Genomic DNA, 23,553 nt, shown 5'->3' with positions numbered 1-23,553 from the left:
GGCGGGACTTCTCGCCGAGCCAGGCTTTTTTTAAGTTTTGCGGAACATACGCCGAAGCCCGGCGACGCACCAGTGCGTCGCCGGGAAAAGAATCGTACTGCGGAAAATACATCGATGCAGCGCAGAAGAATCCGTCAGCGATCGACCTGGATTTCCACCCTGCGATTCTGCGCGCGTCCCGCGTCCGTCTCGTTGTCCGCTACCGGCTGGCTTTCACCCCGGCCTTCTGCGGTCAGCTTGTCGGCCGGTACGCCCTGGCTCGCCAGGAAGTCCGCAACGGACCTTGCCCGCCGCTCGGACAGCCCCTGGTTGTACTGGTCGGAACCCACGCTGTCGGTGTGGCCGATCACCCTGGCACCCACCAGGTTGGCGCTGGTAAGGCGGTTGGCGACGGCGACCAGCTGTTCCCTGGCGTTGGATGTCAGCTCGGCGGAATCGAAGGCGAACAGCACGTTGCCCATGTCGCTGAGAACGATCGTTTCATCCTCGGGCGGCGGTGGGGCCTCGGTCGTGGCCTGGGGATAAGTCCGCTGCGGACAGCCGCGGCTGTCGACGGTTGCGCCAGACGGGGTATTGGGACAGTCATCCCGGCGATCGAAGACGCCATCGCCATCGGCATCGCCGTCCTGCACGTAGCAGATCAGGCCACCGACAATGGCGCCGGCCGCGGCGCCACCCGCTGCCCAGGCAGAACTTTCGATAGAGCCCAGACCGCCACCGGCCAGGCCACCGATCAGACTGCAGATTGGCCAATTCCCCTGATTCAGCGGCGCACTGCCATTACTGGACGTGGACGCGCAACCAGAGAGGAAACTGCTGACCAGAAGAAGTGAAACCGCAACCCTGGGGAATTGGTTGCCCATGATGATTCTCCTGTGCCACCGGCCAAGCCGGTCACACAGGAGTAAAGACCCGGCTCCTGCGGCGCACAAGGCGCGCCGCAGGTCTTCCGGGGTTCAACGGTCGATCTGGATTTCTACACGGCGGTTCATGGCGCGGCCGTCCCTGGTGGAGTTGTCAGCTACCGGCTGGCTTTCACCCGCACCGCTGACACCGACGATATTGGAGGCCGGGATGCCACTGCGTACCAGGTAGTCGGCCACCGCTTGGGCGCGGCGCTCGGAAAGTCCCTGGTTGTAGGCATCGGAGCCGACACTGTCGGTGTGACCGGTGATGGTCAGCTTGGCATCCGGAGCTTCGTTCTTCAGCCGGTTGGCGACGTCATCGAGCTTGGCTTCGTCAGCCGAGTCGAGTTTCGCGGAGTCGAATGCGAACAGCAGATCGCGGACAACAATGGTTTCGTGCTCGACGACGACAACCTCTTCGACCACCGGCTCTTCTTTGAGCGGACAACCGTCGGCGTCCACCTGGGTACCGCGCGGCGTGCCAGGGCACTTGTCGCGGCTATCCTTTACACCGTCGCCATCCTCATCGCCATCGCCGTGAACCCAGCAATAGGCCGCCGCCGTGCCGGCACCGATCAGGGTGCCCCAGCCGGCATAGGTGCTGCTTTCAATCGCACCCAGTCCCGCACCTACCACACCCCCTACTGCTGCACACTTGGGCCAGTCGGTCTTCTGCAGGCCGGCGCAACCGGTTAGTAAGCTGGTCACCAGTACAAGGGGTAAAGCTGTCCGTGTAATGCTCATAAGCAAGTCTCCTCTTAGAATCGGCCCATACCGACAATTAGGGAGTAAAGACGCCAGCCCCGGAAACCGCCAGCACTAGGCCACGACTCGCCTTCGGGCTAGTCTTGCGCTACCTGTTCGAGGATTTTCGATGACTGATAGCTTCTCCTCCCGCACCCCGCAGCAAGCCCTTGCGGCCCTGCTCGAACACTACGCTCCGCAAAACCTTCTGCTGGTCGGCAACAGTCCGCTTCCGGCGCTCGAAGCCTTTGCCGCCGCCCACCCGGAAAGCCAGGTGGTGCAGGTTCCCGCCGGCCCGCTGCCGGCCAAGCAGGCCGGTCGCCGCTTCGACCTCGCGCTGCTGACGGACTGCCTGGAGCACCTGCCCAAGCGCGATGGCTTGCAGCTGCTGGGCGGCATCCGCAACCTCAACGCCAGCCGCGTGGCCGTGCTGGCAGATCTCAATGCCTGCGGCTGGACGGACACCGACTTCTTCTCCCTGGCCATGCAGGCCAGCGAGCGTTTCCGCCGTGACCAGCAGACCCTGACTCTGTTCACCTACGACCTGCGCGAATACAAGCAAGTCCCTGACTGGCTCAACGCCAAGTTCTGGGCCAATCCGGAAAACTTCGGCAAGTACTGGTGGTAAGTCATGAGCACTGCGATCTGTCCCTGCGGTAGCGGCGATCTCCTCGAGGCCTGCTGCGGCCGCCATCACGCCGGCCACCCAGCTGCCAGTGCCGAGGCGCTGATGCGTTCGCGCTACAGCGCCTATGTCCTCGGCCTGGTGGACTACCTGGTGGAAACCACCCTGCCCACCCAGCGCTCCGGACTGGATATCGAAGCCATCCGCGCCTGGAGCCTCGGCAGTACCTGGCTCGGCCTGGAAGTGGAAGGCCATGAGCTGTTGGGCGGCCAGCCTGAGCACGCCTTCGTCACCTTTACCGCCCGCTGGCACGACCAGGGCGGTGAGCACAGCCACCGTGAACGCTCGGCGTTCGTCCAGGTGGACGGCCACTGGTACTTCCTCGACCCGACGGTGCCGGTGAAGGCGGGGCGCAACGACCCCTGCCCCTGCGGCAGCGGGCAGAAGTTCAAGAAATGTTGTTCAGGTTATTTCTGATTCGATGACCAAGAGGCCCGCGAATTGCGGGCCTCTTGGTGTCTATTTGTGCTCTTCCAGGCGCAGGTGGGATGTGTCGGGCGGCGGCCCGGACGGGGTGCTCTTCTGCTGGCCCATATCGCTGCCCACCGGTGCCAGGCTCATGCCGGAGAAATCGAAACGCGGCGGCGGCGCCTCCGGCTTGGCGTCCTGCAGATCGGCGCCGACGGGGGCGATACCGAAGTCCGGTGCATCCACGCCAACGAACGCAGCCATGTACTCATCGCGCGGAACCACCTTCAGGCGGCCCGGCGTCGGGGCCTGCGCCGGCGCGGCGACAGGGCGGGCCAGGGGTTCGGGGTCGGGCTCCGGCGGTGGCGCCAGTTCCACTTCTTCTATTTCCAGTTCCATCGACAGCACCTCGACCAGCGCACCCGCGCGCTCCAGGGTCGAGCGGTACTTTTCCGCAGCGGCTTCATCCAGGTTGCTCTTGAGAATCACGCGGCGCCCGGAGAAGAGCGCGGCAATGCGCTGGGCGTCGGCCTGGAACAACTTGCCCAGGTTGGCCTGCACCAGTTCCGGTCGCGCCCCGGGAACCAGCTTTCCGGAAAAGGCGATCTCGTAACGACCCATTGGTAACACTCCTGACCGAATTATCCTGCAGTATGGCGCAGCTTTTTTTCGGCCAACAACAGGTTGCGGCCAAGCAGTTGCTTGTTACACTGGAGCGTCACTTGGAGTATTGCAATGTTTTCCCAGGCGCAAACGATAAGAATTCTCAGCCTACTGTTTTTCTTTGCCCTTCCCTTTTCGGGCCTCAGCGGATGCTCCACCTGGATCAGCAGCAGCTTCCAGGACCCCGACGTTCGCCTGCTCAAAGTCGACGTAGTGCGCGCCAAGCTGCTGGAACAGCAGTTCGTGCTGCGCTTTCGCATCGACAACCCCAACGATGTCAGTCTGCCGGTGCGCGGGCTCGTCTATACCATCCATCTCAATGACGTGAAGCTCGCTTCTGGCGAGTCCAGCACCTGGTTTACCGTGCCCGCCCACGGCAGCCAGACCTTCGAAGTACCCGTGCGCACCAACCTCTGGCGGCACATGAAGTACATCGTGAAGCTCCTGGAAAAGCCCGACGAACCCATCAAGTACCACCTGCAGGGCGAGGTGAAGACCGGGCTGATGTTCGGCAAGAGCGTGCACCTCACTCGCAATGGCGAGATAATCCCCGGCAGTTACATCCCGGAGTAGAACCTTCATGAGTCACGAACCCCACGTCCATGGTCCGAACTGCAACCACGACCACGATCACCACCACGTACACGGCCCGCACTGCAACCACGGCCACCAGGAGCCGGTGCGCAACCCGCTGAAGGAAGTGGGCCGCAACGATCCCTGCCCCTGCGGCAGCCAGAAGAAGTTCAAGAAGTGCCACGGCGCCTGACGCCCCCGCACGCCCCCAGGCCCGCCTAGCGCGGGCCTGTTCGTTTCAGGGCCGAGTATAGGGCCCGATGGAGCCTTACCCGATGATCGACCTGTACTACTGGACCACCCCCAACGGCCACAAGATCGCCCTGTTCCTCGAAGAGGCCGGCCTGCCCTACCGCATCCACCCGATCAACATCGGCAAGGACGAGCAGTTCCAGCCGCACTTCCTGAAGATCTCGCCGAACAACCGCATCCCGGCCATCGTCGACCACGCGCCGGCCGACGGCGGCGAGCCGCTGTCCCTGTTCGAGTCCGGCGCCATCCTGCTCTACCTCGCCGAGAAGACCGGACGCTTCATCCCCCAGGACTTGCGCGGCCGCCAGGACTGCCTGCAGTGGCTGTTCTGGCAGATGGGCGGTTTGGGCCCGATGGCGGGACAGAACCACCACTTCAATCGCTTCGCCCCGGAAAGGCTGCCCTATGCCATCCAGCGCTACGTGAAGGAAACCGCGCGCCTGTACGGCGTGCTCGACAAGCGCCTGGCCGACCGGGCCTATGTAGCCGGCGGCGAATACAGCATCGCCGACATGGCCATCTACCCCTGGATCGACCGCCACCCCTGGCAGGAACAGAACCTGGACGACTTCCCCAACCTCAAGCGCTGGTACCTGGACATCCAGGCGCGCCCGGCTACAGTCCGGGCCTACGCGCTGGTGGAACAGGTCAACCCGGCCGCCGTGAAAAAGTAGGCCGGGCGGCGCTTGCACGGCGCGGGGTGGCTCACTAACGTAGCGCGTTTGACCCGATGTCCCTCTCAGGAGAGCCCGTTCCATGGCTTCGCCAGCCTTCAAGCGCTTACTTCCCCGGTTCTGCGTTGCCGCCGCCGCTGGCGCCATGATCGGCCTCAGCGGCTGCCAATCCTGGCTGGACAGCCGCTACTCAGACAGCCTGCCGCCCACTTCCGGCTTCCAGCCGGTCAGGGGGCTGGCGCAGAGCGTCTCGATCCGCCGCAACCCGCTGGGCATGCCGCTGATCGAAACCACCACCTTCCACGACGCCCTTTTCACCCTTGGCTACGTGCATGCCTCGGACCGTCTCAGCCAGATGGTCGGCCTGCGCCTGATGGCCGAAGGCCGGCTCGCCGAGATGGTCGGCCCCGGCGTGCTGGAGATCGACCGCTTCATGCGCGCGGTGAACCTGCGCAAGAGCGCCGACATCCTCTACAAGAACGCCTCGCCACGCCTGAAGGAGTTCTTCGCGGTCTACGCCCGCGGCGTCAACGCCTACCTCTATCGCTACCGCGACAAGCTGCCGATGGACCTGGCCGAGTCCGGCTACACGCCGGCCTACTGGAAGCCCGAGGACTCGGCGCTGGTGTTCACCCTGCTGAACTTCGGCCTGGCGGTGAACCTGCAGGAGGAAATCGCTTCCCTGGTCCTGGCGCAGAAGGTCGGCGCCGACAAGCTGGCCTGGCTCACCCCCATCTACCCGGACGAACCTCTACCCTTCGAGGAAGCCGAAAAGCTCAAGGGTCTGCAGCTCGGCGGCCAAATTCCGGGGCTGGCCGCACTGAACGAGGCGGCCGGGCAGATCGCCGCGCTGGACATGCTCGGCGTCGCCGCCTCCAACAACTGGGCCATCGCCCCGCAGAAGAGCCGTAGCGGCCGCAGCATCCTGGCCAACGACACGCACCTGCCGATCTCCATGCCCTCGGCGTGGAACTTCGTGCAGATCCGCTCGCCGAAATTCCAGGCCGCCGGGGTCTCCATTGCCGGCGTTCCGGCCGTGGTCGCCGGTTACAACGGCAAGCTGGCCTGGGGCATGACCATGGTCATGGGCGACAACCAGGACCTCTTCCTGGAGAAGATCAGGCGCGAAGGCAGCCGCCTCTATTACCAGGCCAACGGCAAGTGGGTGCCGGCCAGCGAGCGCATGGAAACCTTCTTCATCAAGGGCGAGCGCCCGGTGCGCGAAGTGATCTACGAGACCCGTCACGGACCGCTGCTGAACTCGGTGCTGGGCCAGCGCAAGCATCCGCTGCAGCCGATGGAGATCAAGAGCGGCTACGGCCTCGCGCTGCAGACCAGCCAGTTCGAAGCGGACCAGTCGCTGGACGCCTTCTTCGCCCTGTCCCGCGCCCAGTCCGTGGAGCAGGCCCACGAGGCCACCCGCGAAATCCGCGCCATGGGCCTGAACATCCTCTACGCCGATGCCCGGCACATCGCCTGGCAGGTCACCGGCCGCTATCCGAACCGCCGCGAAGGCCGCGGCCTGCTGCCATCCCCCGGCTGGGACGGCCGCTACGACTGGGATGGCTACGCCGACCCCATGCTCCACCCCTATGACCAGGACCCGGCGCAAGGCTGGCTCGGCACCGCCAACCACCGCACCATGCAGGGCGGCTACGGCGTGCAGCTGTCCAACTCCTGGTACTACCCCGAGCGCGCCGAGCGCATCGCGGAACTGGCCGGCGGCAGCGCCAGGCACGACTGGCAGAGCATGATCGCCATGCAGTACGACCAGACCAGCCCCTTCCCGGCCAAGCTCAAGAGCATGCTGCAGGACCCGGGCATGGCCGCGCCCCTGAAGCAGGCCATCAACGCCCTGCCGCCTGCCGAACGGGCGAGGGCCCAGGAAGGCCTGGAGCGCCTGCTGGCCTTCGACGGCCGTCTCAGCCCGACGTCGGCCGATGCCGCCTACTACGGGGCCTTCCTCCATGAGAGTGCGCGGCAGATCTTCCTCGACGAACTGGGCCCGGAAACCAGCCCGGCCTGGCGCGCACTGGTGCAGACCGCCGACCTCTCCTACTCCGCCCAGGCCGACCACCTGCTGGGCCGCGTCGACAGCCCGTTCTGGGACGACGTGCGTACCCCGCAGAAGGAAGACAAGCCGGCGATCCTCGCCCGCAGCCTGGCCAGCGCCGTCAGCTTCGCCGAGAGCCGTATGGGGGCTGACCGCAAAGCCTGGCAATGGGGCAAGCTGCACACCTACGAGTGGATAACCGAAAGCACCCAGCTGGCGCCGTACATGAGCGCCAGCCAGCGCACCGGCCTCAACGCCCTGAAGGACTACCTGGATCGCGGCCCCTACCCGGCCGGCGGCGACCACAGCACCCTCAACGTCTCGGCCTACCACTGGGGACAGGGCTTCGAAACCTGGCTGATCCCGGCGATGCGCATCGTCGTCGACTTTGGCCAGCCCGAACCCATGATCGGCGTGAACAGCTCCGGCCAGTCCGGCAACCCGGCCAGCCCGCATTACGCCGACGGCATCGATGCCTGGCTGAAGGCGCGCTACATGAAGTTCCCCTTCCAGCCGCAAAACCTCGATGCCGTCTACGGCACCAAGCGCCTGATGTTGACCCCGCAAAAATGATCGAGCAGCGGCGGAACTTCCTGCCGCGCCACCGTTCTGATCAGGTGGACTTACTCCATAGATCACATTTCAAGGCGCCCCTGGGCGCCTTTTCTTTTATCTGCGCGAAGGGCCTGGAGATTAGCAGCAACTCGTATCCCGGATGAAATCCGGGAGCGGCGCAGGCTGCGCGAGGAGTAGTTCATCTACTTCGCCAGTTCCTCCAGCCCCGGAGGATCGGCCAGGCGGCGCGGAAGAAAACCTGATCGACCATATGTTCGCGGCGCCCCCCTTACTGGATGGCTTCCGTCAGCTCCCGCTCCTGGCGCCGATAGGGGAAGACGTCGATCACCTTGCCGGAGCGGATGGCGTCCTGCAGGGACTTCCAGTACCCGGCGTCATAGAGCTCGCCATGGAGCTTGGCGAACAGCCGGCGCTGACCGATGTCGGCGAAGAGGAAGCGCGGGAACTCTTCGGGGAATACGTCGTTGGGCGCCACCGAATACCAGGGCTCGGCGGACATCTCGTCCTCCGGGTAACGCGGCGGCGGAATGACGCGGAAATTCACCTCGGTGAGGAAGCAGATCTCGTCGTAGTCGTAGAACACTACGCGGCCGTGGCGGGTGACGCCGAAGTTCTTCAGCAGCATGTCGCCGGGGAAGATGTTCGCCGCCGCCAGTTGCTTGATGGCCAGGCCATAGTCGTAGAGCGCCTCGTGCACCTGGGCGTCGCTGGCGCTTTCCAGGTAGATGTTCAACGGGGTCATGCGGCGCTCGGTCCAGCAGTGGCGGATCAGCACCACGTCCCCCTCCAGCGCCACGGTGGACGCCGCCACCTCCAGCAGCTCGGCCAGGCAGTCCGGGTCGAACTTGGACCTGGGGAAGCGGAAGTCGGCAAACTCCTGCGTATCGGCCATGCGCCCTACCCGGTCGACGGTCTTCACCAGGCGGTACTTCTCGATCACAGTGTTGCGGTCCACCGTCTTGGCGTGGGCGAAGCGGTCCTTGATGATCTTGAACACGGTGTTGAAGCCCGGCAGCGTGAACACGCTCATCACCATGCCGCGCACGCCGGGCGCCATGATGAAGCGGTCGTCGGTGTTGGCCAGGTGGTTGATCAGCGAGCGGTAGAACTCCGACTTGCCGTGCTTGTAGAAGCCGATGGAGGTGTAAAGCTCGGCGATGTGCTTGCCCGGCAGGATGCGTTTGAGGAAGCCGACGAACTCGGCTGGCACGGCCACGTCGACCATGAAGTAGGAACGGGTGAAGGAGAAGATGATCGACACTTCCGCTTCGTCGGTGATCACCGTGTCGGCCTGGATTCCGCGGCCCTCGCGGTGCAGCAGCGGAATCACCAGCGGCCATTGTTCCTCGCGGGTGTAGATGCGCCCCACCAGGTACGCGCCCTTGTTGCGGTAGAGCGGCGAGGCGAAGAGTTCGATGCACAGTTCCGGATCCTTGCAGACCCAGTCCGGCAGGTTCTCGCGCAGGCGGGATTCCAGGCGCGCCAGGTCGCCGGGGCGATCGTCGTAGGGCACATCGAAGCGGAAGTCATCGAGCACCGCCGAAAGGGCCGCATGCAGCCTTCCTTCCGGACGGTAGCTGCGGGTCTGGGGGGCACGCTCGTGAACGCGCAGCGAAGGCCGCGTGGTGTGGATGAACATGCAGCCGTCGCTGATCAGGTCGTGGCTGAACAGGTTGCAGAAAATCGAGTTGTACCAGGTCTCGGACAGCTCATCGTCGAAACGCAGGTCGATCAGGCCGATGTAGGCGCTCTTCACCAGGGGCCAGAGCTGCACGTCCAGCAGCTCGTCCACTGCATAGGCCGCGCGCAGCCGTTCGCTGGTTTCGCCGACCTTCACCTCGTAGAGGGCGATCCGCTCCGCCGCCGCCTGTTGCGCGGCCTGCCACTGCGCCAGCTCGAATCGCCTGCGGGCGCCGTCGGTGATCTGGCGGAAATGCTCACGGTAGTCGTCGAAACCTTCGAGGATCAGTCGGGCGATGCCTTCGGCGGGCCATTGCTGCGCCATGTCGATGTCTCGGCTGCTGAAACGGGAAAGGCGAGCTTAGCCAGAAAAAATTGCGCGTTGTAGGGGCCAGTTCATTGGCGATGTCCGCCTCAGGTGCCGCAAACAAGTTGCATTGCCTAGGCAATTCCCTTCTCCCGCAGGCAGACCTCCAGCATCTCGATGAACACCCGGACCTTGCGTGTGCGGCGGCGGTGAGCCAGGTAGAGAACATGAACCCAGGGACCGAAGACATCCGGCTCCATCTCGCAGTCTGTCAGCACGTTAACCAGTTGGCCGCTGGCCAGATAGGGCGCCGCACTCCATTGCGGAAGCACCTGCAAGCCATGGCCGGCCAAGAGACAGGCGAGCAGGAAGTCGTAGTTGTCACTGGCCATTCGTGGCACGGGTTGCGGCAGGCGTATGCGCTCGCCGTCGCGCCGTAGCCACCAGAAATGCCGGTTGAGCAGCGGATGCTGGAAGATCAGCCAGTCATGTTGAAGATAGGTCTCCAGCGACACTTCCAGGCCTTTGCGCCTCAAGTATTCCGGACTGGCACAGAGCAGAATGCGGTTCTCCACCAGGGGCCGTGCGATCAACCCCGGCAGATCGGTGGGGCCATCACGCAGGGCGAGGTCGTAGCCACCGTCGATCAGGTCGACGAAGGCATCGTTGAGGTCCACCTCCAGCCGCACCTGGGGATGGGCATCCATGAAGCGGCAACAAACCTCGTTGAGGAACGCCGGACCGAAGGACGGCGGCGCGGTAAGGCGCAAGATGCCACGCAGTTCGTGTTGCAACTGGTCCACTTCCTCACTGGCCAGTTGCAATTGCATCAATGCCTGCCGTGCGCCCTCCAGGTAGATATGACCGGCTTCGGTCAGTGTCATGCGCCGGGTGGTGCGCTCGAACAGACGCACGCCCAGCTCGTATTCCAGATGCCCGACCGCCTTGGTCAACGCCGAAGGGGTCTTGCCGAGGTGCTCGGCCGCGCGGCTGAAACTGCCGTATTCGGCGGTGGCGACGAACATGTTGAGCGCACTGAGCTTGTCCATTGATCTGTTCCAGACCGGCACAAAAGTTGTGCGAGAACATAGCATTCTGCTGCTTCTCCGGCTTGGTTAGGCTCACCTGCAGACCAACAAGAACCGGAAAAAACGATGAAGGCCCTTACCCCAACCCTCCTAGCCGTCGCGCTGTCTTGTTCCTCCATGGAAAGCTTCGCGGCGGTCGATCTCATCCTGCATAACGCCAAGGTCTATACCTCCGAGCCCGGCCAGGCCCTGCAACAGGCCGTGGCCGTGGAAGACGGCAAGGTTCGCGCCGTCGGCAGCAACGCCGAAGTCCTGCGCCTGAAAGCACCCGGCACCCGGGTGGTCGATCTCGGCGGCAAGGTGCTGATGCCGGGCTTCATCGACTCCCATTCCCACGCCATCTTTGGCGGGCTGGAGCTGGACTCGGCCAGTCTTGGTGGCCAGCTGGTACCCGTGGCCGAACTGGAACAGCGCCTGCGCCAGTGGCGCGACAACGGCAAGGCCCGGCATGGCGACGTGCTCAGCGTCAACGGCCTGCCTTCAGCAGCCTGGGGCCAGGTGGCGGAACTGGAGCAGCGCTTCAACCAGGGCGAATGGGCCGATGTGCCGATCCTCTTCATCGGCTGGGACCACCACACCGGCTGGGCCAACCGCGCCATGCTGGAACGCGCTGGAATCGACGCCGCCTTGGTGAAAAGCCTGAAAGGCGAGGCGCAGGCCACCATCGGACATCACCCCGACGGTCAGCCCAACGGCTTCCTCGCCGATGCCGGCCTGGACCCGGTGATGGCGCAGCTTCCACAGGCGTCCGCCGAACAACTGCTGAAGGCCGCCCGCTCGGCGCTGCGCTACAACCTCAGCCTGGGCATCACCGCCTGGATGGACCCGGCGGCCAACGCGGCGCCAGGAGAACCCCTGTTCGACTTCAAACCCACCGCCCAGACCCTGGGTGTATTACCCGCTTACAAGGCGCTGGCCGAGAAGGGCGAGCTGACCGCCCATGTCGCGGCCTTGCTGGTGGCCAACCCGAAGAGTCTTCCTGCCGACCTGGACACCCTCGACAAGGTGCGCCAGCAGTTCCAGGGCGTGCCCAACCTGACCCTGCCGGGCATCAAGGTCTTCGCCGACGGCGTGGCGGAAGTACCGGCGCAGACCGCCGCCATGCTCGAGCCCTACAAAAACTCGAACAAGCGCGGCGAACTGCTGATCGACCCGGAGCACTTCGGCGAACTGGTCAGCGCCGCCGACGCCCGAGGCTGGCTGGTGCACGTGCATGCCATCGGCGATCGCGCGGTGCGCGAATCCCTCAACGGCATCGAACAGGCACGCAGGGATCGCCAGAGCGGCATCGCCCACTCGGTGACCCACTTGCAGATGGTCAACCCGAAGGAGTTCGCCCGCTTCAAGCCGCTGGGGGTAATCGCCTCCATGCAGCTCTACTGGGCCAGCGCCGATGAGCTCAGCCTGGACCTGGTGCAGCCATACATCAGCGCCATGGCCTTCCACTACCAGTACCCGGCGCGATCGCTGCTGAAGAATGGTGCGACCATTTCCGGCGCCAGCGACTGGCCGGTAAGCACCCCGGCCCCCTGGAAGGCCATCTACCAGGCGATCAGTCGCAAGGGTCCCAAGGGCGTGCTGAACGCAGACGAGGAAATCGACCGCGAAACCATGTTCCAGGCCTACACCCTCAACTCGGCACGCACCATCGGCCTGGACAAGCAGATCGGCTCCCTGAAGCCGGGCAAGCAGGCCGACCTGATCCTGCTCGACCGTGACGTGTTCCAGGTCGAACCCGAAGCCCTGCGCGACACCCGGGTACTGAAGACCTGGTTCGCCGGTCGCGAAGTCTTCAACGCCTCCCTCTAACGCCAAGTCACCACCTGCTCCGCACTCATCCCCCGCTACCTGGCGGGGGCTGGCGGAGCCTTGCCCGCATCTGCCCGAACAATCACAACAACGGGAAACCCTCGATGAAACGCGCTCCCCTTCTTGCCTTGATCCTGGCTCCGCTGGCCTCCCAGGCCGTAGAACTGAACGATGACTTTTCCCTGCAAGTCGACTTGGCGCTGGTCAGCGACTATCGCACCCGTGGCATCTCCCAGACCCAGAACGACCCGGCGGCTCAAACCAATGCCACTCTGCTGCACAGCAGCGGCCTCTATGCTGGTGTATGGACCTCGAACGTCGATTTCGGCTTCGGCCTCAAGACCCGCCATGAACTGGACTACTACGTCGGCTGGTATTGGCCGGTCACCGACGAAGTGAACCTGGATCTCGGCTACATCAAGTACAGCTACCCGAAGGAAGGGCAGTTCAACCAGAGCGAGGCCTACGCCATTCTCGGCGCCTACGGCTTCACTTTCGCCGCCCAGTATTCCAGCGACGCGAAGAACCTGATCGGCGAGAAGCAGGACACGCTCTACAGCTACATCGGCTACGAGAACACCCTTCCCCTCGACGTGGGCCTGAAGCTGCGTTACGGACGCAACGACTTCAAGGACCCGCTGTTCTGGTCGGCCCGGGGCGAAAGTTCCGATGCCTACCACGAGTGGGAGGCCAGGCTGACCCGCGACTTCGTCGGCGTCACCTGGGGCCTCGCTTATGTCGATACCGACCTCTCCGAGTCGGAATGCGCCAGCTACTACGGTTTCACCGATGTGTGCAGCTCGACCTGGGTGGTGAGTGTGAGCAAGCGCTTCTAAGCCCGGGAAAAGGGGAAACAGGCAGTTGCATTCAATTGTGGGGGCGAATTCATTGGCTATGTCTGCGTTAGCTGTTGCAGTGTTGAAGGGAACGCTCTAGCCAGGGGTTTCAGGCCTCCGTTCCGCCTGACACGTCCCTCTCCCCCGGCCCCCGCCCTGAGCCCCGGCAGGAGAGGGGAGCCGCCTCCCTAACGGACCGAAACACCGTAGCAAGCTCTGCTCGCGAATGTCCCACACAGCGAATCGCGAGCAGAGCTCGCTCCTACATCCTCCCGGACTCCGCGCAGAATCGTTGCGCAGGGGACGAGCGGCATGGATGCCGCGAGAGGCGTGCGAGGCAAGGTCCAATGGGGCTGCTGCGCAACCCTTCGCGAATGAATTCGCCCCCACAGAAAGCCAGGCCGGCCCCGCGTCAAACTGTTCCGCCAATTTGAAAGCAAGTTGTGGATTGCGCCGCCCTTCCCCGGCGGCGCATCTTGCCGGCTCCACTGCCTGGAGCCTGCCATGAAACCCGCCGACCTCGTCCGCCTGCTGAGCCTTGCCGCCATCTGGGGCGCCAGCTTTCTATTTATCCGCATGCTGGTGCCGGAAATCGGTGCGTTGCCCACGGCCTTCCTGCGTGTGCTGCTGTCGGCCATCGGACTTGCGGTGATCCTCGCGGTGCTGCGCAGCGACTGGAATTTTCGCGGCAAGCTGGGCAAGACGCTGGTGATCGGCACCGTCAGCTCAGGCGTTCCGGCAGCGATGTACGCGCTGGCGGCGCAGGTGCTACCGGCCGGCTACTCGGCGATCCTCAACGCGACGACGCCACTCATGGGCGTGCTCATCGGCGCGCTGTTCTTCAGCGAGAAACTCACCGGCGCCAAGGCCACCGGCGTGCTGCTGGGGCTGGCCGGTGTTGCCGTGCTGACCCGCACCGGGCCGGTGGCCTTCGATGCCCAGCTGCTCTGGGGCGCGGCGGCCTGCCTGGTAGCGACCACCTGCTATGGCTTCGCCGGTTTCATGACCAAACGCTGGATCACCGAGGCGGGCGGCATGGACAGCGGAATAGTGGCGCTGGGCTGCCAGATCGGCGCCACCCTGTGCCTGGTGCCGGCGTTCGCCTGGGATGCCCCAAGCATGCCGCTGGAACCCCTGCTGCATCCCGGCACCTGGGTGGCCCTGGCGGCGCTGGGTTTCCTCTGCACCTCGTTCGCCTACATCCTCTACTTCCGCCTGATCGCCAGCGTCGGCCCGGTGAAGACCATGACAGTGACCTTCCTGATCCCGCCGTTCGGCGTGTTCTGGGGCGTGCTGCTGCTCGGCGAGTCCGTATCGATGGCGCACCTGCAAGGCGGTGTGCTGATCGCCCTGGCGCTGTGGTTGGTGCTCAAGCCGGCGGCGGTGCCGGCTGCGGTGAAATCGGCGGGATGAATTTCCGTACTGCCTGCAAGGAAACCCGGCCAGCGGATGGTCCACCCCGCCTTCGCCACGGGGTGGACCGGCCGGAGCTTATTGCTGCAATTCCTGCTCGGTGAACAGACCGTCGAACAACATGCTGGAGAGGTAGCGCTCACCCGAGTCCGGCAGGACCACCACAATGGTCTTGCCCTGCATGTCCGGACGCTCGGCCAGACGCACGGCCACCGCCATGGCGGCACCGGAGGAAATGCCGCAGAGGATGCCTTCTTCGCGCATCAGGCGCAGGGCCATGGCCTTGGCCTCGTCGTCGGTGCCCTGCTCGACGAGGTCGACCAGAGTCAGGTCAAGGTTCTTCGGCACGAAGCCGGCGCCGATGCCCTGGATCTTGTGCGGGCTGGGCTTCACTTCTTCGCCGGCCAGGGTCTGGCTGATGACCGGGGACGAAACCGGCTCCACCGCCACGGCGAGGATCGGCTTGCCACAAGTCTGCTTGATGTAGCGGGCCACGCCGGTGAGGGTGCCGCCGGTTCCCACGCCGGCCACCAGCACATCCACGGCGCCATCGGTGTCGTTCCAGATTTCCGGGCCGGTGGTCTTTTCGTGGATCGCCGGGTTGGCCGGGTTCTCGAACTGCTGCAGCAGCAGGTATTGCCCGGGGTTGGCGGCCACCAGCTCGTTGGCCTTCTCGATGGCGCCTTTCATGCCCTTGGCCGGCTCGGTCAGCACCAGTTCGGCGCCCAGGGCTTTGAGCACCTTGCGCCGCTCCAGGCTCATGGACGCCGGCATGGTGAGGATCAGCTTGTAGCCACGGGCGGCGGCGACGAAGGCCAGGCCGATGCCGGTGTTGCCGGAGGTGGGCTCTACCAGGGTCATGCCCGGCTTGAGGCGGCCGGTGGCTTCGGCATCCCAGATCATGCTGGCGCCGATGCGGCACTTCACCGAATAGGCGGGGTTGCGGCCCTCGATCTTGGCGAGGATGGTCACACCGTTCGGCCCCAGGTGGTTGATGCGCACCAGGGGCGTGTTGCCGATGGCTTGCGAGTTGTCGGCGAAGATGCGGCTCATGGCGGAATCCTTGTCATGGCGGAAAAAGGAGCCGCAAGCCTAAGGCGGCGCCCGGGGCAGCGTCCAGCGCTCGCCGGGCCGGAGAGAGGGCATTCCTGCCATTCAGTGACTGAATGAGGGTTCTGCGTTCACAGTCGACTTGTACCCGCGTTATAGTCAGCCCTTTCCCAAATACTGAACCGTCCGGTTTTCCAACCGGAGCGATACGTCCGAGGATTCCCTGATGAAGTTCGAAGGCACCCAGTCCTACGTCGCCACCGATGACCTCAAGCTCGCGGTGAATGCCGCCATCACCCTGCAGCGCCCGCTGCTGGTCAAGGGCGAGCCGGGTACCGGCAAGACCATGCTGGCCGAGCAACTGGCCGAGGCCTTCGGCGCCAGGCTGATCACCTGGCACATCAAGTCCACCACCAAGGCGCATCAGGGCCTGTACGAATACGACGCGGTGAGCCGCCTGCGGGATTCCCAGCTGAATTCCGACAAAGTCCACGACGTTCGCAACTACATCAAGAAAGGCAAGCTGTGGGAGGCGTTCGAGTCCGAAGAGCGCGTCATCCTGCTGATCGACGAGATCGACAAGGCCGACATCGAGTTCCCCAACGACCTGCTGCAGGAACTCGACAAGATGGAGTTCTACGTCTACGAGACCAACGAAACCATCAAGGCCAAGCAGCGCCCGATCATCATCATCACCTCCAACAACGAGAAAGAGCTGCCGGACGCCTTCCTGCGCCGCTGCTTCTTCCACTACATCGCCTTCCCCGACCGCGACACCCTGCAAAAGATCGTCGATGTGCACTACCCGAATATCAGCAATTCGCTGGTATCCGAGGCGCTGGACGTGTTCTTCGACGTGCGCAAGGTCCCTGGCCTGAAGAAAAAGCCCTCCACCTCCGAGCTGGTGGACTGGCTGAAGCTGCTGATGGCCGACAACATCGGCGAAGCCGTGCTGCGCGAGCGCGACCCCACCAAGGCCATCCCGCCGCTGGCCGGCGCCCTGGTGAAGAACGAGCAGGACGTACAGTTGCTGGAACGCCTGGCCTTCATGAGCCGCCGCGCCAGCCGCTGACGAACCTCCCCTCTCCCGCTTGCGGGAGAGGGGCCGGGGCTGAGGGTAATCCCGCCCACTTAGGAGACCAGCCATGCACCACGGCAGTTGCCTGTGCGGCGCGGTGAAATACGAGATCGACGCGCCCATCAATTCCGCCACCCATTGCCATTGCAGCCAGTGCCGCAAAGGCCACGGGGCGGCGTTCGGCACCTATGGCAACGTGCGCTGGAGCGCCTTCCGCCTGGTACAGGGCGAGGATGCGCTGGCCCGGTACCACTCCTCCCCCGGCGTGACCCGGTCCTTCTGCCGGCAGTGCGGCTCAACCCTGCTGTGGTACAGCGAGAACGCCCATCCCGACTGGGTTTCAGTCGCCCTGGGCACGCTGGACTCGCCGCTGGGCCCGATCCCGCAGAAGCACATCTTTCCGGAATCCAAGGCCGACTGGTACGCCATCGCCGACAGCCTGCTCCAGGAGCCCCGCTCCTGAGAACCAACAGATAGACGAGGGTGCAGCCATGCTGCTCAACCTGTTCAACGAAATGCGCGCAGCCAAGGTGCCGGTGTCGGTCCGCGAGCTGCTGGACCTGATCAACGCGTTGAAGCACAACGTGGTGTTCGCCGACATGGACGAGTTCTACTTCCTCGCCCGTACGGTGCTGGTCAAGGACGAGCGTCATTTCGACAAGTTCGACCGCGCTTTCTCCGCCTACTTCAAGGGCCTGGAGAAGCTCGACGACTACCTCCAGGCGCTGATTCCCGAGGAATGGCTGCGCAAGGAATTCGAACGCATGCTCACCGATGAGGAGCGTGCACAGATCCAGTCCCTCGGCGGCCTGGACAAGCTGATCGAAGAGTTCAAGAAGCGCCTCGAAGAGCAGAAGGAGCGCCATGCCGGCGGCAACAAGTGGATCGGCACCGGCGGTACCAGTCCCTTCGGCTCCGGCGGTTTCAACCCCGAAGGCATCCGCGTGGGCGATGCCGGCAAACGCCAGGGCCGGGCCGTGAAAGTCTGGGACCAGCGCGAGTACAAGAACCTCGACGACCAGGTGGAACTGGGCACCCGCAACATCAAGGTCGCCTTGCGCCGCCTACGCAAGTTCGCCCGCGAAGGCGCGGCGGAAGAGCTGGACCTGGACGGCACCATCGACCACACCGCCCGCGACGCCGGCCTGCTCAACATCCAGATGCGCCCGGAACGCCGCAACACCGTCAAGCTGCTCCTGCTGCTGGACATCGGCGGCTCCATGGACGCCCACGTGAAGGTCTGCGAAGAGCTCTTCTCGGCGTGCAAGACCGAGTTCAAGCACCTGGAGTACTTCTACTTCCACAACTTCATCTACGAGTCCGTGTGGAAGAACAATCTGCGCCGAACCTCCGAGCGCACCTCCACCCTTGACCTGCTGCACAAGTACGGCCCGGACTACAAGGTGGTCTTCGTCGGCGACGCCGCCATGGCGCCCTACGAGATCACCCAGGCCGGCGGCAGCGTCGAACACTGGAACGAAGAGCCGGGCTACGTCTGGATGAAGCGCTTCATGGAGAAGTACAAGAAGCTCATCTGGATCAACCCCTACCCCAAGGACACCTGGAACTACACGGCCTCCACCGGCATCGTCCGCGAGCTGATCAACGACCAGATGCACCCCCTGACCCTGCAGGGCCTGGAGGAAGGGATGAAGTTCCTCTCGAAATGACAAACGGGCCCGGAAGGGCCCGTTCTACTTTGTGGCCAAAGCCGCTAGGCTTGGCGCCTGTTTCTTCGCAACGAGCCAATCATGCAAGACATTTCCCTGCAGGACTCCGCCGCGCCGGAAGGCGTCTGCTACGGCTGTGGCAGCCGCAACCATCACGGTCTGCAAATCAAGAGCCGCTGGCACGAGGACGGCGTACACGTCGTGGCCGAACACCTGCCGGATGCCAAGTACTGCGGCTGGCCGGACCTGGTGTATGGCGGGCTGATCGCCATGCTGGTGGACTGCCACTCCAACTGGACCGCCATGGCCTACCACTACCGCGGCGAGAACCGTGAGCCCGGCAGCCAGCCACGCATCGAGTGCGTCACCGGCAACCTCGGCATCAAGTTCATCAAGCCGACGCCCATGGGCGTGCCGTTGCTCCTGCGCGCACGGCTGGAGGGCGAACTGGGCCGCAAGAGCCGGATAATCTGCGAGGTCTATGCAGGGGACGTGCTGACCGCCGTCGGCGACTCCGTCTTCGTCCGGGTAGACACCGGGCAACTGGCCTCGGCGGCTCACGGCCGCGAGTCCTGAGCCTCGAACTGTAGGTTGGTGCAGAGCGCAACGAAGCCCAACATGACAGGGGCCAAGCCCGCATCGTTGGGCTTCGCGTAGCTCAGCCACAACCTACAACTGATCCCAGCGGCTCAGGTACGGCCCTGGGTGACGATCTCGCCGCGGCGCCAGAGAATCCATTCGCCCGGCTGGTAGATGTTCCAGGTTTCGTTGTCAGTCAGGGGCTCGGTGGCGATCACCGTCACCACGTCGTTGGGCGTGGTTTCCGCCTGGAAGTCCACCGTCAGGTCAGCGTCCTTCAGGCTTGCCGGGCCGAAAGGCGCGCGGCGGGTGATGTGGGCCAGCTTGGTGGAGCAGAAGCTGAACAGCCAGTCGCCGTCGCTCAGCAGGCAGTTGAACACCCCTTTCTGGCGGTATTCGAAGCAGGCCTGGATCAGCACCGGCAGGAGGATTTCCGCCATCACCGGTTCGGGGAAGGCACCGCGCACGCGGTTCAGCAGGTTGCAGAAGGCGGCTTCGCTGTCGGTGTCGCCTACCGGGCTGTAGAAGCCTTTCGGCGGCTCGAAGCCGGCCAGTTGTCCGTTGTGGGCGAAGCACCAGTTGCGCCCCCAGAGCTCACGCACGAAGGGGTGGGTGTTGGACAGGCAGACCTTGCCGACGTTGGCCTGGCGAATATGGCCGATCACCGTCTCGCTCTTGATCGGATAGCGCTGCACCAGGCGCGCCACTTCGGATTCGACGCTGGCCGAGGGGTCCTGGAACAGGCGCAGGCCGCGGCCTTCATAGAAGCCGATGCCCCAGCCATCGCGGTGCGGGCCGGTGCCGCCGCCGCGCTGCATCAGGCCGGTGAAGCTGAAGACGATATCGGTGGGGACGTTGGCGCTCATGCCAAGCAATTCACACATGGTTCAGAATTCCAGCTCCAGGGCGATTTTCAGTTGTTCGGCTTCGCGTTCCATGGGCCGGCAGCTTGCCAGCGGTGATGGCACAGAACACGCAATCCATGGGCGCTCTTTCACGGAAATGGCTCATGCTGAACGTGTCGTGCCCAGGCTGCAAGGCCCCGGCGTTACAGGCGGGGTTCGACTCGCAGGCGGCGGTCGCCGTTCTGATCGATGCGGGTATCGGCGTCGGGCCGGCCTTCACCCATGATTTCACGCAGGGTCGGCTCTTCATCGGCCTGTTGTGCGACCTCGCGCGCGGCGCGGCGCGCCTTGAGCTTCTTCTCGATGGGCCAGCGGATAGCGGCGAACACCAGGTACAGGGCCAGGGCGATGATGCTGTACATGGTCAGGTCGAGCGCCGCCTTCCAGGCGTTGTTGCCGACCTTGAACACCAGGTCCAGGGCGGTGATTGCCACGGCCGGGGCGAACTGATCCTTGGCCGGGTCGACAATGGTCGGGGTCAGCAACAGGACCGCCACCAGCAGCCGCAGGGGCTCACGCAGCCAGCGCCACATCCAGCCGGTCAGGCGGAACCACACCAGCAGGCAGCCAAGTGCGGCCACTCCGTAAGCGGACCAGGCGAGCAGGTAGTCGTGTTCAGTCATTGGCGTCCGTGGCAAGGCTGGCAAAAGGGCGCTTATGATAAACGCTTTTCGCGGTTCCGGCGCTCCTGCCGTCGCCGCTCCGCCTGCCTTCGAGAATGCCCATGTCCCAAGCCCCCATCGCCCGCATCGAACCCGGTGACGACCCCTACCGCTGGCTGGAAGAGCGCGACGCCCCCGAAGTGCTCGCCCACCTCGAGGCGGAGAACGCCTGGCTGGAAACCGAGCTGGCCGACCAGAAGGAACTGCGCGAGACGCTGTTCCAGGAAATCAAGGGCCGCATCCGCGAAACCGATCTGTCTCTGCCGGTGCCCTGGGGCCCCTGGCTGTACTACCAGCGCACCACTGCCGGCGACGAGTACCCGCGCCATTACCGCTGCCCGCGGCCGGCGGACGGTTCCCTCACCCCGGACACGGCGGCCGAGGAGCTGCTGCTGGACCCGAACGCGCTGGCGGCCGGCGGCTTCCTCTCCATCGGCGCCTTCAGCGTCAGCCCCGACCACGCGCGTCTGGCCTACAGCCTGGACACCAGCGGCGACGAGATTTACCAGCTGTTCGTCAAGGAACTGGCCAGCGGCGAGGTAACCGCCCTGCCCTTCGAGCACTGCGACGGCAGCATGACCTGGGCCAACGACAGCGCCACCCTGTTCTTCGGCGAGCTGGACGACACCCACCGCCCGCACCGCCTGCACCGCCATCGCCTGGGCGAAGCCGGCGCCACGCTGGTGTTCGAGGAAAGCGACGGCCGCTTCTTCCTCCACTGCTATCGCGCCAGTTCCGAGCGCCAGCTGATCCTGCTGCTGAACAGCAAGACCACCAGCGAAACCTGGGTGCTGGATGCCAACACGCCAGAAGGCACCTGGACCTGCCTGGCGCCACGCGAGGAAAACCACGAGTACTACGCCGACCACGGCAGGCTGAACGGGCAATGGGTCTGGTTGCTGCGCAGCAACCAGACCGGCATCAACTTCGCCCTCTACCAGGCCAGCGAAAGCGAGCCCACCCGCGCCCACTGGCAGGAACTGATCGCCCACGACGAGGCGCGCATGCTGGAGGGTGTCAGCCTGAACGCCGGCGGATTCGTCCTCAGCCTGCGCGAAGGCGGCTTGCCGATCATCCAGGTGCATCCGCAAGGCGCCGAGCCCTACCCGCTGCAACTGCCGGACGCCGCCTACAGCCTCTATGTGCAGGACAACCTGGAGTTCGACAGCCCCTTCGTCCGCCTGCGCTACGAAGCCCTGAATCGCCCGGCGCAGATTCGCCAGCTGGAACTGGCCAGCGGCGTACAGAAAGTGCTGAAGGAGACGCCGGTGGAAGGCCCCTTCGATGCCGACGCCTATGTCAGCCAGCGTTTATGGACGACGGCGGCGGACGGCACGCGCGTTCCCATCAGCCTGGTGGCCCGCCGCGAAACCCTGGGCAAGCCCGCCCCGCTCTATCTCTACGGCTACGGTGCCTACGGCGAGAGCCTCGACCCCTGGTTCTCCCATGCGCGGCTGAGCCTGCTGGACCGCGGCTTCGTCTTCGCCATCGCCCACGTGCGCGGCGGTGGCGAGCTGGGTGAAGCCTGGTATCGCGCCGGCAAGCTGGAGCACAAGACCAACACCTTCGGCGACTTCATCGCCTGCGCCGAACACCTGATCGCCGAGGGCTACACCAGCCGGGCGCAGCTGGCCATCAGCGGTGGCAGCGCCGGTGGCCTGCTGATCGGGGCGGTGCTCAACCTGCGCCCCGAACTCTTCGCCGCGGCCATTGCCGAAGTGCCCTTCGTGGATGTGCTGAACACCATGCAGAACCCCGATCTGCCGCTGACCGTGACCGAGTACGACGAGTGGGGCGACCCGAACGACCCCGAGGTGTTCGCGCGGATCAAGGGCTATGCGCCCTACGAGAACGTCCGCGCCCAGGCCTATCCGGCGATGCTGGTGGTGGCCGGCTACAACGACAGCCGTGTGCAGTACTGGGAAGCGGCGAAGTGGGTGGCCCGCCTGCGTGCGACCCGCATCGACAACAACCTGCTGCTGCTCAAGACCGACCTCGGCGCCGGCCACGGCGGCATGAGCGGGCGCTACCAGGCGCTGCGCGATGTGGCGCTGGAATACGCCTTCCTGTTCAAGGTGCTGGGCATTTCCGCTAACTGATCAGGGGTTGCCGGTGCTGGTTCCGAGCCCCCTGGAGTTGCGTTCCAGTTGCTGCTCCAGCACCGGAATGGGCTGGTCGCGCTGCTCCAGGGACTCGCGCAGGCGCTGTTCCTGATCCGGACGCTTGATCAAGTGTGGGCTGCCGCTCTGCGGCGACGGGCTGGTGACCGCGCGCGGCACCACCTGCGGATAGGGCTGCGGATTCGCCGTTCCGGGCGATCCTGCCGGCGCCTGCAGCGGCGCACGCAGCAGTGGGGGATTCTGCGCCGCCGCGCCAGCGGCGAGCAGGGCCAACGCCAGCAGCAGAGGAATTCGGGAGCGAGTCATGACGCGGCCTCCTGCTCATCACTCAAACCAGTCTAGTTCCCACCGGATCGGGCGTTTCCCAACGCGACGGGATGCCAGCGATCCGGCGTCCCCGCAACTAGACTTTTCACAGGTTCAGGCACGGGAGCGGAAGATGACTACGGGACCGTCGGCGACCCCGACCGGCAAGCTGGACAAACTGCTCGCCGACGAACGCAAACGGCGCGAACACAGCTACCGGGAACAGGCGCTTAAGCTGTTTCCCTGGGTCTGCGCCCGCTGCGGTCGCGAGTTCAGCGGCAAGCGCCTGTCCGAACTTACCGTGCACCACCGTGATCACAACCATGACAACAATCCGGCCGACGGCTCTAACTGGGAATTGCTCTGCCTCTACTGCCACGACAACGAGCACTCCCGCTATACCGATCAGCAGTGGCACAGCGAAGAACAACCCGGTGCGCGGCAGGGACCGCGCGCCACCTACAAGGCATTCGCCGCCATCGGCGACCTGTTGAAGCGCGAGGAATAGCCCGCCGGG

24 protein-coding genes are annotated in these 23,553 nt (G+C 64.7%); 15 read left to right on the top strand and 9 right to left on the bottom strand.

Translation table 11 applies throughout. From position 1 onward, the window contains the following. Positions 1 to 134: 134 nt before the first annotated feature. Complete coding sequence (locus ACFW0B_RS02890) at positions 135 to 863, bottom strand: OmpA family protein (protein ID WP_449146454.1); 729 nt, start codon at positions 861 to 863, stop codon at positions 135 to 137. Between the two features lie 93 nt (positions 864 to 956). Then, the gene (locus tag ACFW0B_RS02885) at positions 957 to 1,649 is read right to left on the bottom strand and encodes an OmpA family protein (RefSeq protein ID WP_449146453.1); all 693 of its coding nucleotides are present in this window, start codon (positions 1,647 to 1,649) and stop codon (positions 957 to 959) included. Positions 1,650 to 1,779: 130 nt separating this feature from the next. Here ACFW0B_RS02885 and ACFW0B_RS02880 point away from each other — a divergent pair, with 130 nt between their 5' ends. After that, entirely contained in the window at positions 1,780 to 2,277 is a 498-nt protein-coding gene (locus tag ACFW0B_RS02880; protein WP_449146452.1) for a DUF6231 family protein, read from the top strand. 3 nt (positions 2,278 to 2,280) lie between these two features. Next, positions 2,281 to 2,751 (top strand): YchJ family protein, encoded by a 471-nt coding sequence (locus ACFW0B_RS02875; protein WP_449146451.1) that lies wholly within the window; start codon positions 2,281 to 2,283, stop codon positions 2,749 to 2,751. Between the two features lie 42 nt (positions 2,752 to 2,793). Here ACFW0B_RS02875 and ACFW0B_RS02870 read toward each other — a convergent pair whose 3' ends face one another. Beyond that, the gene (locus tag ACFW0B_RS02870; protein ID WP_449146450.1) at positions 2,794 to 3,363 is read right to left on the bottom strand and encodes a hypothetical protein; all 570 of its coding nucleotides are present in this window, start codon (positions 3,361 to 3,363) and stop codon (positions 2,794 to 2,796) included. Between the two features lie 114 nt (positions 3,364 to 3,477). Between ACFW0B_RS02870 and ACFW0B_RS02865 the strand changes: the two genes are divergently transcribed. From ACFW0B_RS02865 to ACFW0B_RS02850, 4 genes are all read left to right on the top strand, one after another. Further along, positions 3,478 to 3,978: an LEA/WHy family protein gene (locus tag ACFW0B_RS02865; protein ID WP_449146449.1), complete on the top strand. Its 501-nt coding sequence runs from the start codon at positions 3,478 to 3,480 to the stop codon at positions 3,976 to 3,978. A gap of 7 nt (positions 3,979 to 3,985) precedes the next feature. Beyond that, positions 3,986 to 4,171 carry an SEC-C metal-binding domain-containing protein gene (locus ACFW0B_RS02860; RefSeq protein WP_449146448.1) on the top strand — a complete coding sequence of 62 codons (186 nt, stop codon included), beginning with the start codon at positions 3,986 to 3,988 and terminating at the stop codon, positions 4,169 to 4,171. Between the two features lie 82 nt (positions 4,172 to 4,253). Then, on the top strand, positions 4,254 to 4,904 hold the full coding sequence (locus ACFW0B_RS02855) for a glutathione binding-like protein (protein WP_449146447.1): 651 nt from the start codon (positions 4,254 to 4,256) through the stop codon (positions 4,902 to 4,904). Positions 4,905 to 4,986: 82 nt separating this feature from the next. After that, the gene (locus tag ACFW0B_RS02850) at positions 4,987 to 7,530 is read left to right on the top strand and encodes a penicillin acylase family protein (protein ID WP_449146446.1); all 2,544 of its coding nucleotides are present in this window, start codon (positions 4,987 to 4,989) and stop codon (positions 7,528 to 7,530) included. A 271-nt stretch (positions 7,531 to 7,801) separates the two neighbouring features. On the opposite strand, the gene aceK is transcribed toward ACFW0B_RS02850, so the two are convergent. Both aceK and ACFW0B_RS02840 read right to left on the bottom strand, forming a co-directional pair. Then, entirely contained in the window at positions 7,802 to 9,538 is a 1,737-nt protein-coding gene (aceK, locus tag ACFW0B_RS02845) for a bifunctional isocitrate dehydrogenase kinase/phosphatase (RefSeq protein WP_449146445.1), read from the bottom strand. A 116-nt stretch (positions 9,539 to 9,654) separates the two neighbouring features. Next, complete coding sequence (locus ACFW0B_RS02840) at positions 9,655 to 10,569, bottom strand: LysR family transcriptional regulator (RefSeq protein ID WP_449146444.1); 915 nt, start codon at positions 10,567 to 10,569, stop codon at positions 9,655 to 9,657. A 105-nt stretch (positions 10,570 to 10,674) separates the two neighbouring features. Between ACFW0B_RS02840 and ACFW0B_RS02835 the strand changes: the two genes are divergently transcribed. From ACFW0B_RS02835 to ACFW0B_RS02825, 3 genes are all read left to right on the top strand, one after another. Then, the gene (locus ACFW0B_RS02835) at positions 10,675 to 12,417 is read left to right on the top strand and encodes an amidohydrolase (protein ID WP_449146443.1); all 1,743 of its coding nucleotides are present in this window, start codon (positions 10,675 to 10,677) and stop codon (positions 12,415 to 12,417) included. 104 nt (positions 12,418 to 12,521) lie between these two features. Then, positions 12,522 to 13,253, top strand: coding sequence for a TorF family putative porin (locus ACFW0B_RS02830; RefSeq protein ID WP_449146442.1), 732 nt, complete (start codon positions 12,522 to 12,524; stop codon positions 13,251 to 13,253). 504 nt (positions 13,254 to 13,757) lie between these two features. Then, positions 13,758 to 14,666 (top strand): DMT family transporter, encoded by a 909-nt coding sequence (locus ACFW0B_RS02825; RefSeq protein ID WP_449146441.1) that lies wholly within the window; start codon positions 13,758 to 13,760, stop codon positions 14,664 to 14,666. Between the two features lie 78 nt (positions 14,667 to 14,744). Here ACFW0B_RS02825 and cysK read toward each other — a convergent pair whose 3' ends face one another. Next, the gene (cysK, locus tag ACFW0B_RS02820) at positions 14,745 to 15,719 is read right to left on the bottom strand and encodes a cysteine synthase A (protein ID WP_449146440.1); all 975 of its coding nucleotides are present in this window, start codon (positions 15,717 to 15,719) and stop codon (positions 14,745 to 14,747) included. A gap of 223 nt (positions 15,720 to 15,942) precedes the next feature. On the opposite strand from cysK, the gene ACFW0B_RS02815 reads away from it, so the two are divergent. From ACFW0B_RS02815 to ACFW0B_RS02800, 4 genes are all read left to right on the top strand, one after another. Continuing rightward, positions 15,943 to 16,788: an AAA family ATPase gene (locus ACFW0B_RS02815; protein ID WP_449146439.1), complete on the top strand. Its 846-nt coding sequence runs from the start codon at positions 15,943 to 15,945 to the stop codon at positions 16,786 to 16,788. 73 nt (positions 16,789 to 16,861) lie between these two features. Beyond that, a complete protein-coding gene (locus ACFW0B_RS02810) occupies positions 16,862 to 17,257 on the top strand; it encodes a GFA family protein (protein WP_449146438.1) in 396 nt (131 codons plus the stop codon). Positions 17,258 to 17,285: 28 nt separating this feature from the next. Continuing rightward, the gene (locus ACFW0B_RS02805; protein ID WP_449146437.1) at positions 17,286 to 18,464 is read left to right on the top strand and encodes a vWA domain-containing protein; all 1,179 of its coding nucleotides are present in this window, start codon (positions 17,286 to 17,288) and stop codon (positions 18,462 to 18,464) included. Positions 18,465 to 18,545: 81 nt separating this feature from the next. Then, a complete protein-coding gene (locus ACFW0B_RS02800; protein WP_449146436.1) occupies positions 18,546 to 19,040 on the top strand; it encodes a PaaI family thioesterase in 495 nt (164 codons plus the stop codon). Positions 19,041 to 19,153: 113 nt separating this feature from the next. On the opposite strand, the gene ACFW0B_RS02795 is transcribed toward ACFW0B_RS02800, so the two are convergent. Further along, positions 19,154 to 19,927: a class II glutamine amidotransferase gene (locus ACFW0B_RS02795; protein ID WP_449146435.1), complete on the bottom strand. Its 774-nt coding sequence runs from the start codon at positions 19,925 to 19,927 to the stop codon at positions 19,154 to 19,156. A 164-nt stretch (positions 19,928 to 20,091) separates the two neighbouring features. Continuing rightward, positions 20,092 to 20,571 (bottom strand): MFS transporter, encoded by a 480-nt coding sequence (locus ACFW0B_RS02790; RefSeq protein ID WP_449146434.1) that lies wholly within the window; start codon positions 20,569 to 20,571, stop codon positions 20,092 to 20,094. A 95-nt stretch (positions 20,572 to 20,666) separates the two neighbouring features. Here ACFW0B_RS02790 and ACFW0B_RS02785 point away from each other — a divergent pair, with 95 nt between their 5' ends. Next, a complete protein-coding gene (locus tag ACFW0B_RS02785; protein ID WP_449146433.1) occupies positions 20,667 to 22,709 on the top strand; it encodes a S9 family peptidase in 2,043 nt (680 codons plus the stop codon). Here the strand turns inward: ACFW0B_RS02785 and ACFW0B_RS02780 are convergent, their stop codons facing one another. Beyond that, positions 22,710 to 23,036, bottom strand: coding sequence for a hypothetical protein (locus tag ACFW0B_RS02780; RefSeq protein ID WP_449146432.1), 327 nt, complete (start codon positions 23,034 to 23,036; stop codon positions 22,710 to 22,712). Between the two features lie 133 nt (positions 23,037 to 23,169). On the opposite strand from ACFW0B_RS02780, the gene ACFW0B_RS02775 reads away from it, so the two are divergent. After that, positions 23,170 to 23,544, top strand: coding sequence for a YajD family HNH nuclease (locus ACFW0B_RS02775; protein WP_449146431.1), 375 nt, complete (start codon positions 23,170 to 23,172; stop codon positions 23,542 to 23,544). Positions 23,545 to 23,553 lie beyond the last annotated feature (9 nt).

Origin of the sequence: Metapseudomonas phytobenefica (genome assembly GCF_043392685.1) — a bacterium.
GTDB lineage: Bacteria > Pseudomonadota > Gammaproteobacteria > Pseudomonadales > Pseudomonadaceae > Metapseudomonas.
Note: the sequence above shows the minus strand (reverse complement) of the source record. Positions and strands in the feature narration are given on the sequence as shown.

What these genes read in the sequence shown, in the direction of transcription:
- ACFW0B_RS02890 (WP_449146454.1), bottom strand. Translation starts at nt 863, where the DNA reads ATGGGCAACCAATTCCCCAGGGTTGCGGTTTCACTTCTTCTGGTCAGC.
- ACFW0B_RS02885 (WP_449146453.1), bottom strand. Translation starts at nt 1,649, where the DNA reads ATGAGCATTACACGGACAGCTTTACCCCTTGTACTGGTGACCAGCTTA.
- ACFW0B_RS02880 (WP_449146452.1), top strand. Translation starts at nt 1,780, where the DNA reads ATGACTGATAGCTTCTCCTCCCGCACCCCGCAGCAAGCCCTTGCGGCC.
- ACFW0B_RS02875 (WP_449146451.1), top strand. Translation starts at nt 2,281, where the DNA reads ATGAGCACTGCGATCTGTCCCTGCGGTAGCGGCGATCTCCTCGAGGCC.
- ACFW0B_RS02870 (WP_449146450.1), bottom strand. Translation starts at nt 3,363, where the DNA reads ATGGGTCGTTACGAGATCGCCTTTTCCGGAAAGCTGGTTCCCGGGGCG.
- ACFW0B_RS02865 (WP_449146449.1), top strand. Translation starts at nt 3,478, where the DNA reads ATGTTTTCCCAGGCGCAAACGATAAGAATTCTCAGCCTACTGTTTTTC.
- ACFW0B_RS02860 (WP_449146448.1), top strand. Translation starts at nt 3,986, where the DNA reads ATGAGTCACGAACCCCACGTCCATGGTCCGAACTGCAACCACGACCAC.
- ACFW0B_RS02855 (WP_449146447.1), top strand. Translation starts at nt 4,254, where the DNA reads ATGATCGACCTGTACTACTGGACCACCCCCAACGGCCACAAGATCGCC.
- ACFW0B_RS02850 (WP_449146446.1), top strand. Translation starts at nt 4,987, where the DNA reads ATGGCTTCGCCAGCCTTCAAGCGCTTACTTCCCCGGTTCTGCGTTGCC.
- aceK (WP_449146445.1), bottom strand. Translation starts at nt 9,538, where the DNA reads ATGGCGCAGCAATGGCCCGCCGAAGGCATCGCCCGACTGATCCTCGAA.
- ACFW0B_RS02840 (WP_449146444.1), bottom strand. Translation starts at nt 10,569, where the DNA reads ATGGACAAGCTCAGTGCGCTCAACATGTTCGTCGCCACCGCCGAATAC.
- ACFW0B_RS02835 (WP_449146443.1), top strand. Translation starts at nt 10,675, where the DNA reads ATGAAGGCCCTTACCCCAACCCTCCTAGCCGTCGCGCTGTCTTGTTCC.
- ACFW0B_RS02830 (WP_449146442.1), top strand. Translation starts at nt 12,522, where the DNA reads ATGAAACGCGCTCCCCTTCTTGCCTTGATCCTGGCTCCGCTGGCCTCC.
- ACFW0B_RS02825 (WP_449146441.1), top strand. Translation starts at nt 13,758, where the DNA reads ATGAAACCCGCCGACCTCGTCCGCCTGCTGAGCCTTGCCGCCATCTGG.
- cysK (WP_449146440.1), bottom strand. Translation starts at nt 15,719, where the DNA reads ATGAGCCGCATCTTCGCCGACAACTCGCAAGCCATCGGCAACACGCCC.
- ACFW0B_RS02815 (WP_449146439.1), top strand. Translation starts at nt 15,943, where the DNA reads ATGAAGTTCGAAGGCACCCAGTCCTACGTCGCCACCGATGACCTCAAG.
- ACFW0B_RS02810 (WP_449146438.1), top strand. Translation starts at nt 16,862, where the DNA reads ATGCACCACGGCAGTTGCCTGTGCGGCGCGGTGAAATACGAGATCGAC.
- ACFW0B_RS02805 (WP_449146437.1), top strand. Translation starts at nt 17,286, where the DNA reads ATGCTGCTCAACCTGTTCAACGAAATGCGCGCAGCCAAGGTGCCGGTG.
- ACFW0B_RS02800 (WP_449146436.1), top strand. Translation starts at nt 18,546, where the DNA reads ATGCAAGACATTTCCCTGCAGGACTCCGCCGCGCCGGAAGGCGTCTGC.
- ACFW0B_RS02795 (WP_449146435.1), bottom strand. Translation starts at nt 19,927, where the DNA reads ATGTGTGAATTGCTTGGCATGAGCGCCAACGTCCCCACCGATATCGTC.
- ACFW0B_RS02790 (WP_449146434.1), bottom strand. Translation starts at nt 20,571, where the DNA reads ATGACTGAACACGACTACCTGCTCGCCTGGTCCGCTTACGGAGTGGCC.
- ACFW0B_RS02785 (WP_449146433.1), top strand. Translation starts at nt 20,667, where the DNA reads ATGCCCATGTCCCAAGCCCCCATCGCCCGCATCGAACCCGGTGACGAC.
- ACFW0B_RS02780 (WP_449146432.1), bottom strand. Translation starts at nt 23,036, where the DNA reads ATGACTCGCTCCCGAATTCCTCTGCTGCTGGCGTTGGCCCTGCTCGCC.
- ACFW0B_RS02775 (WP_449146431.1), top strand. Translation starts at nt 23,170, where the DNA reads ATGACTACGGGACCGTCGGCGACCCCGACCGGCAAGCTGGACAAACTG.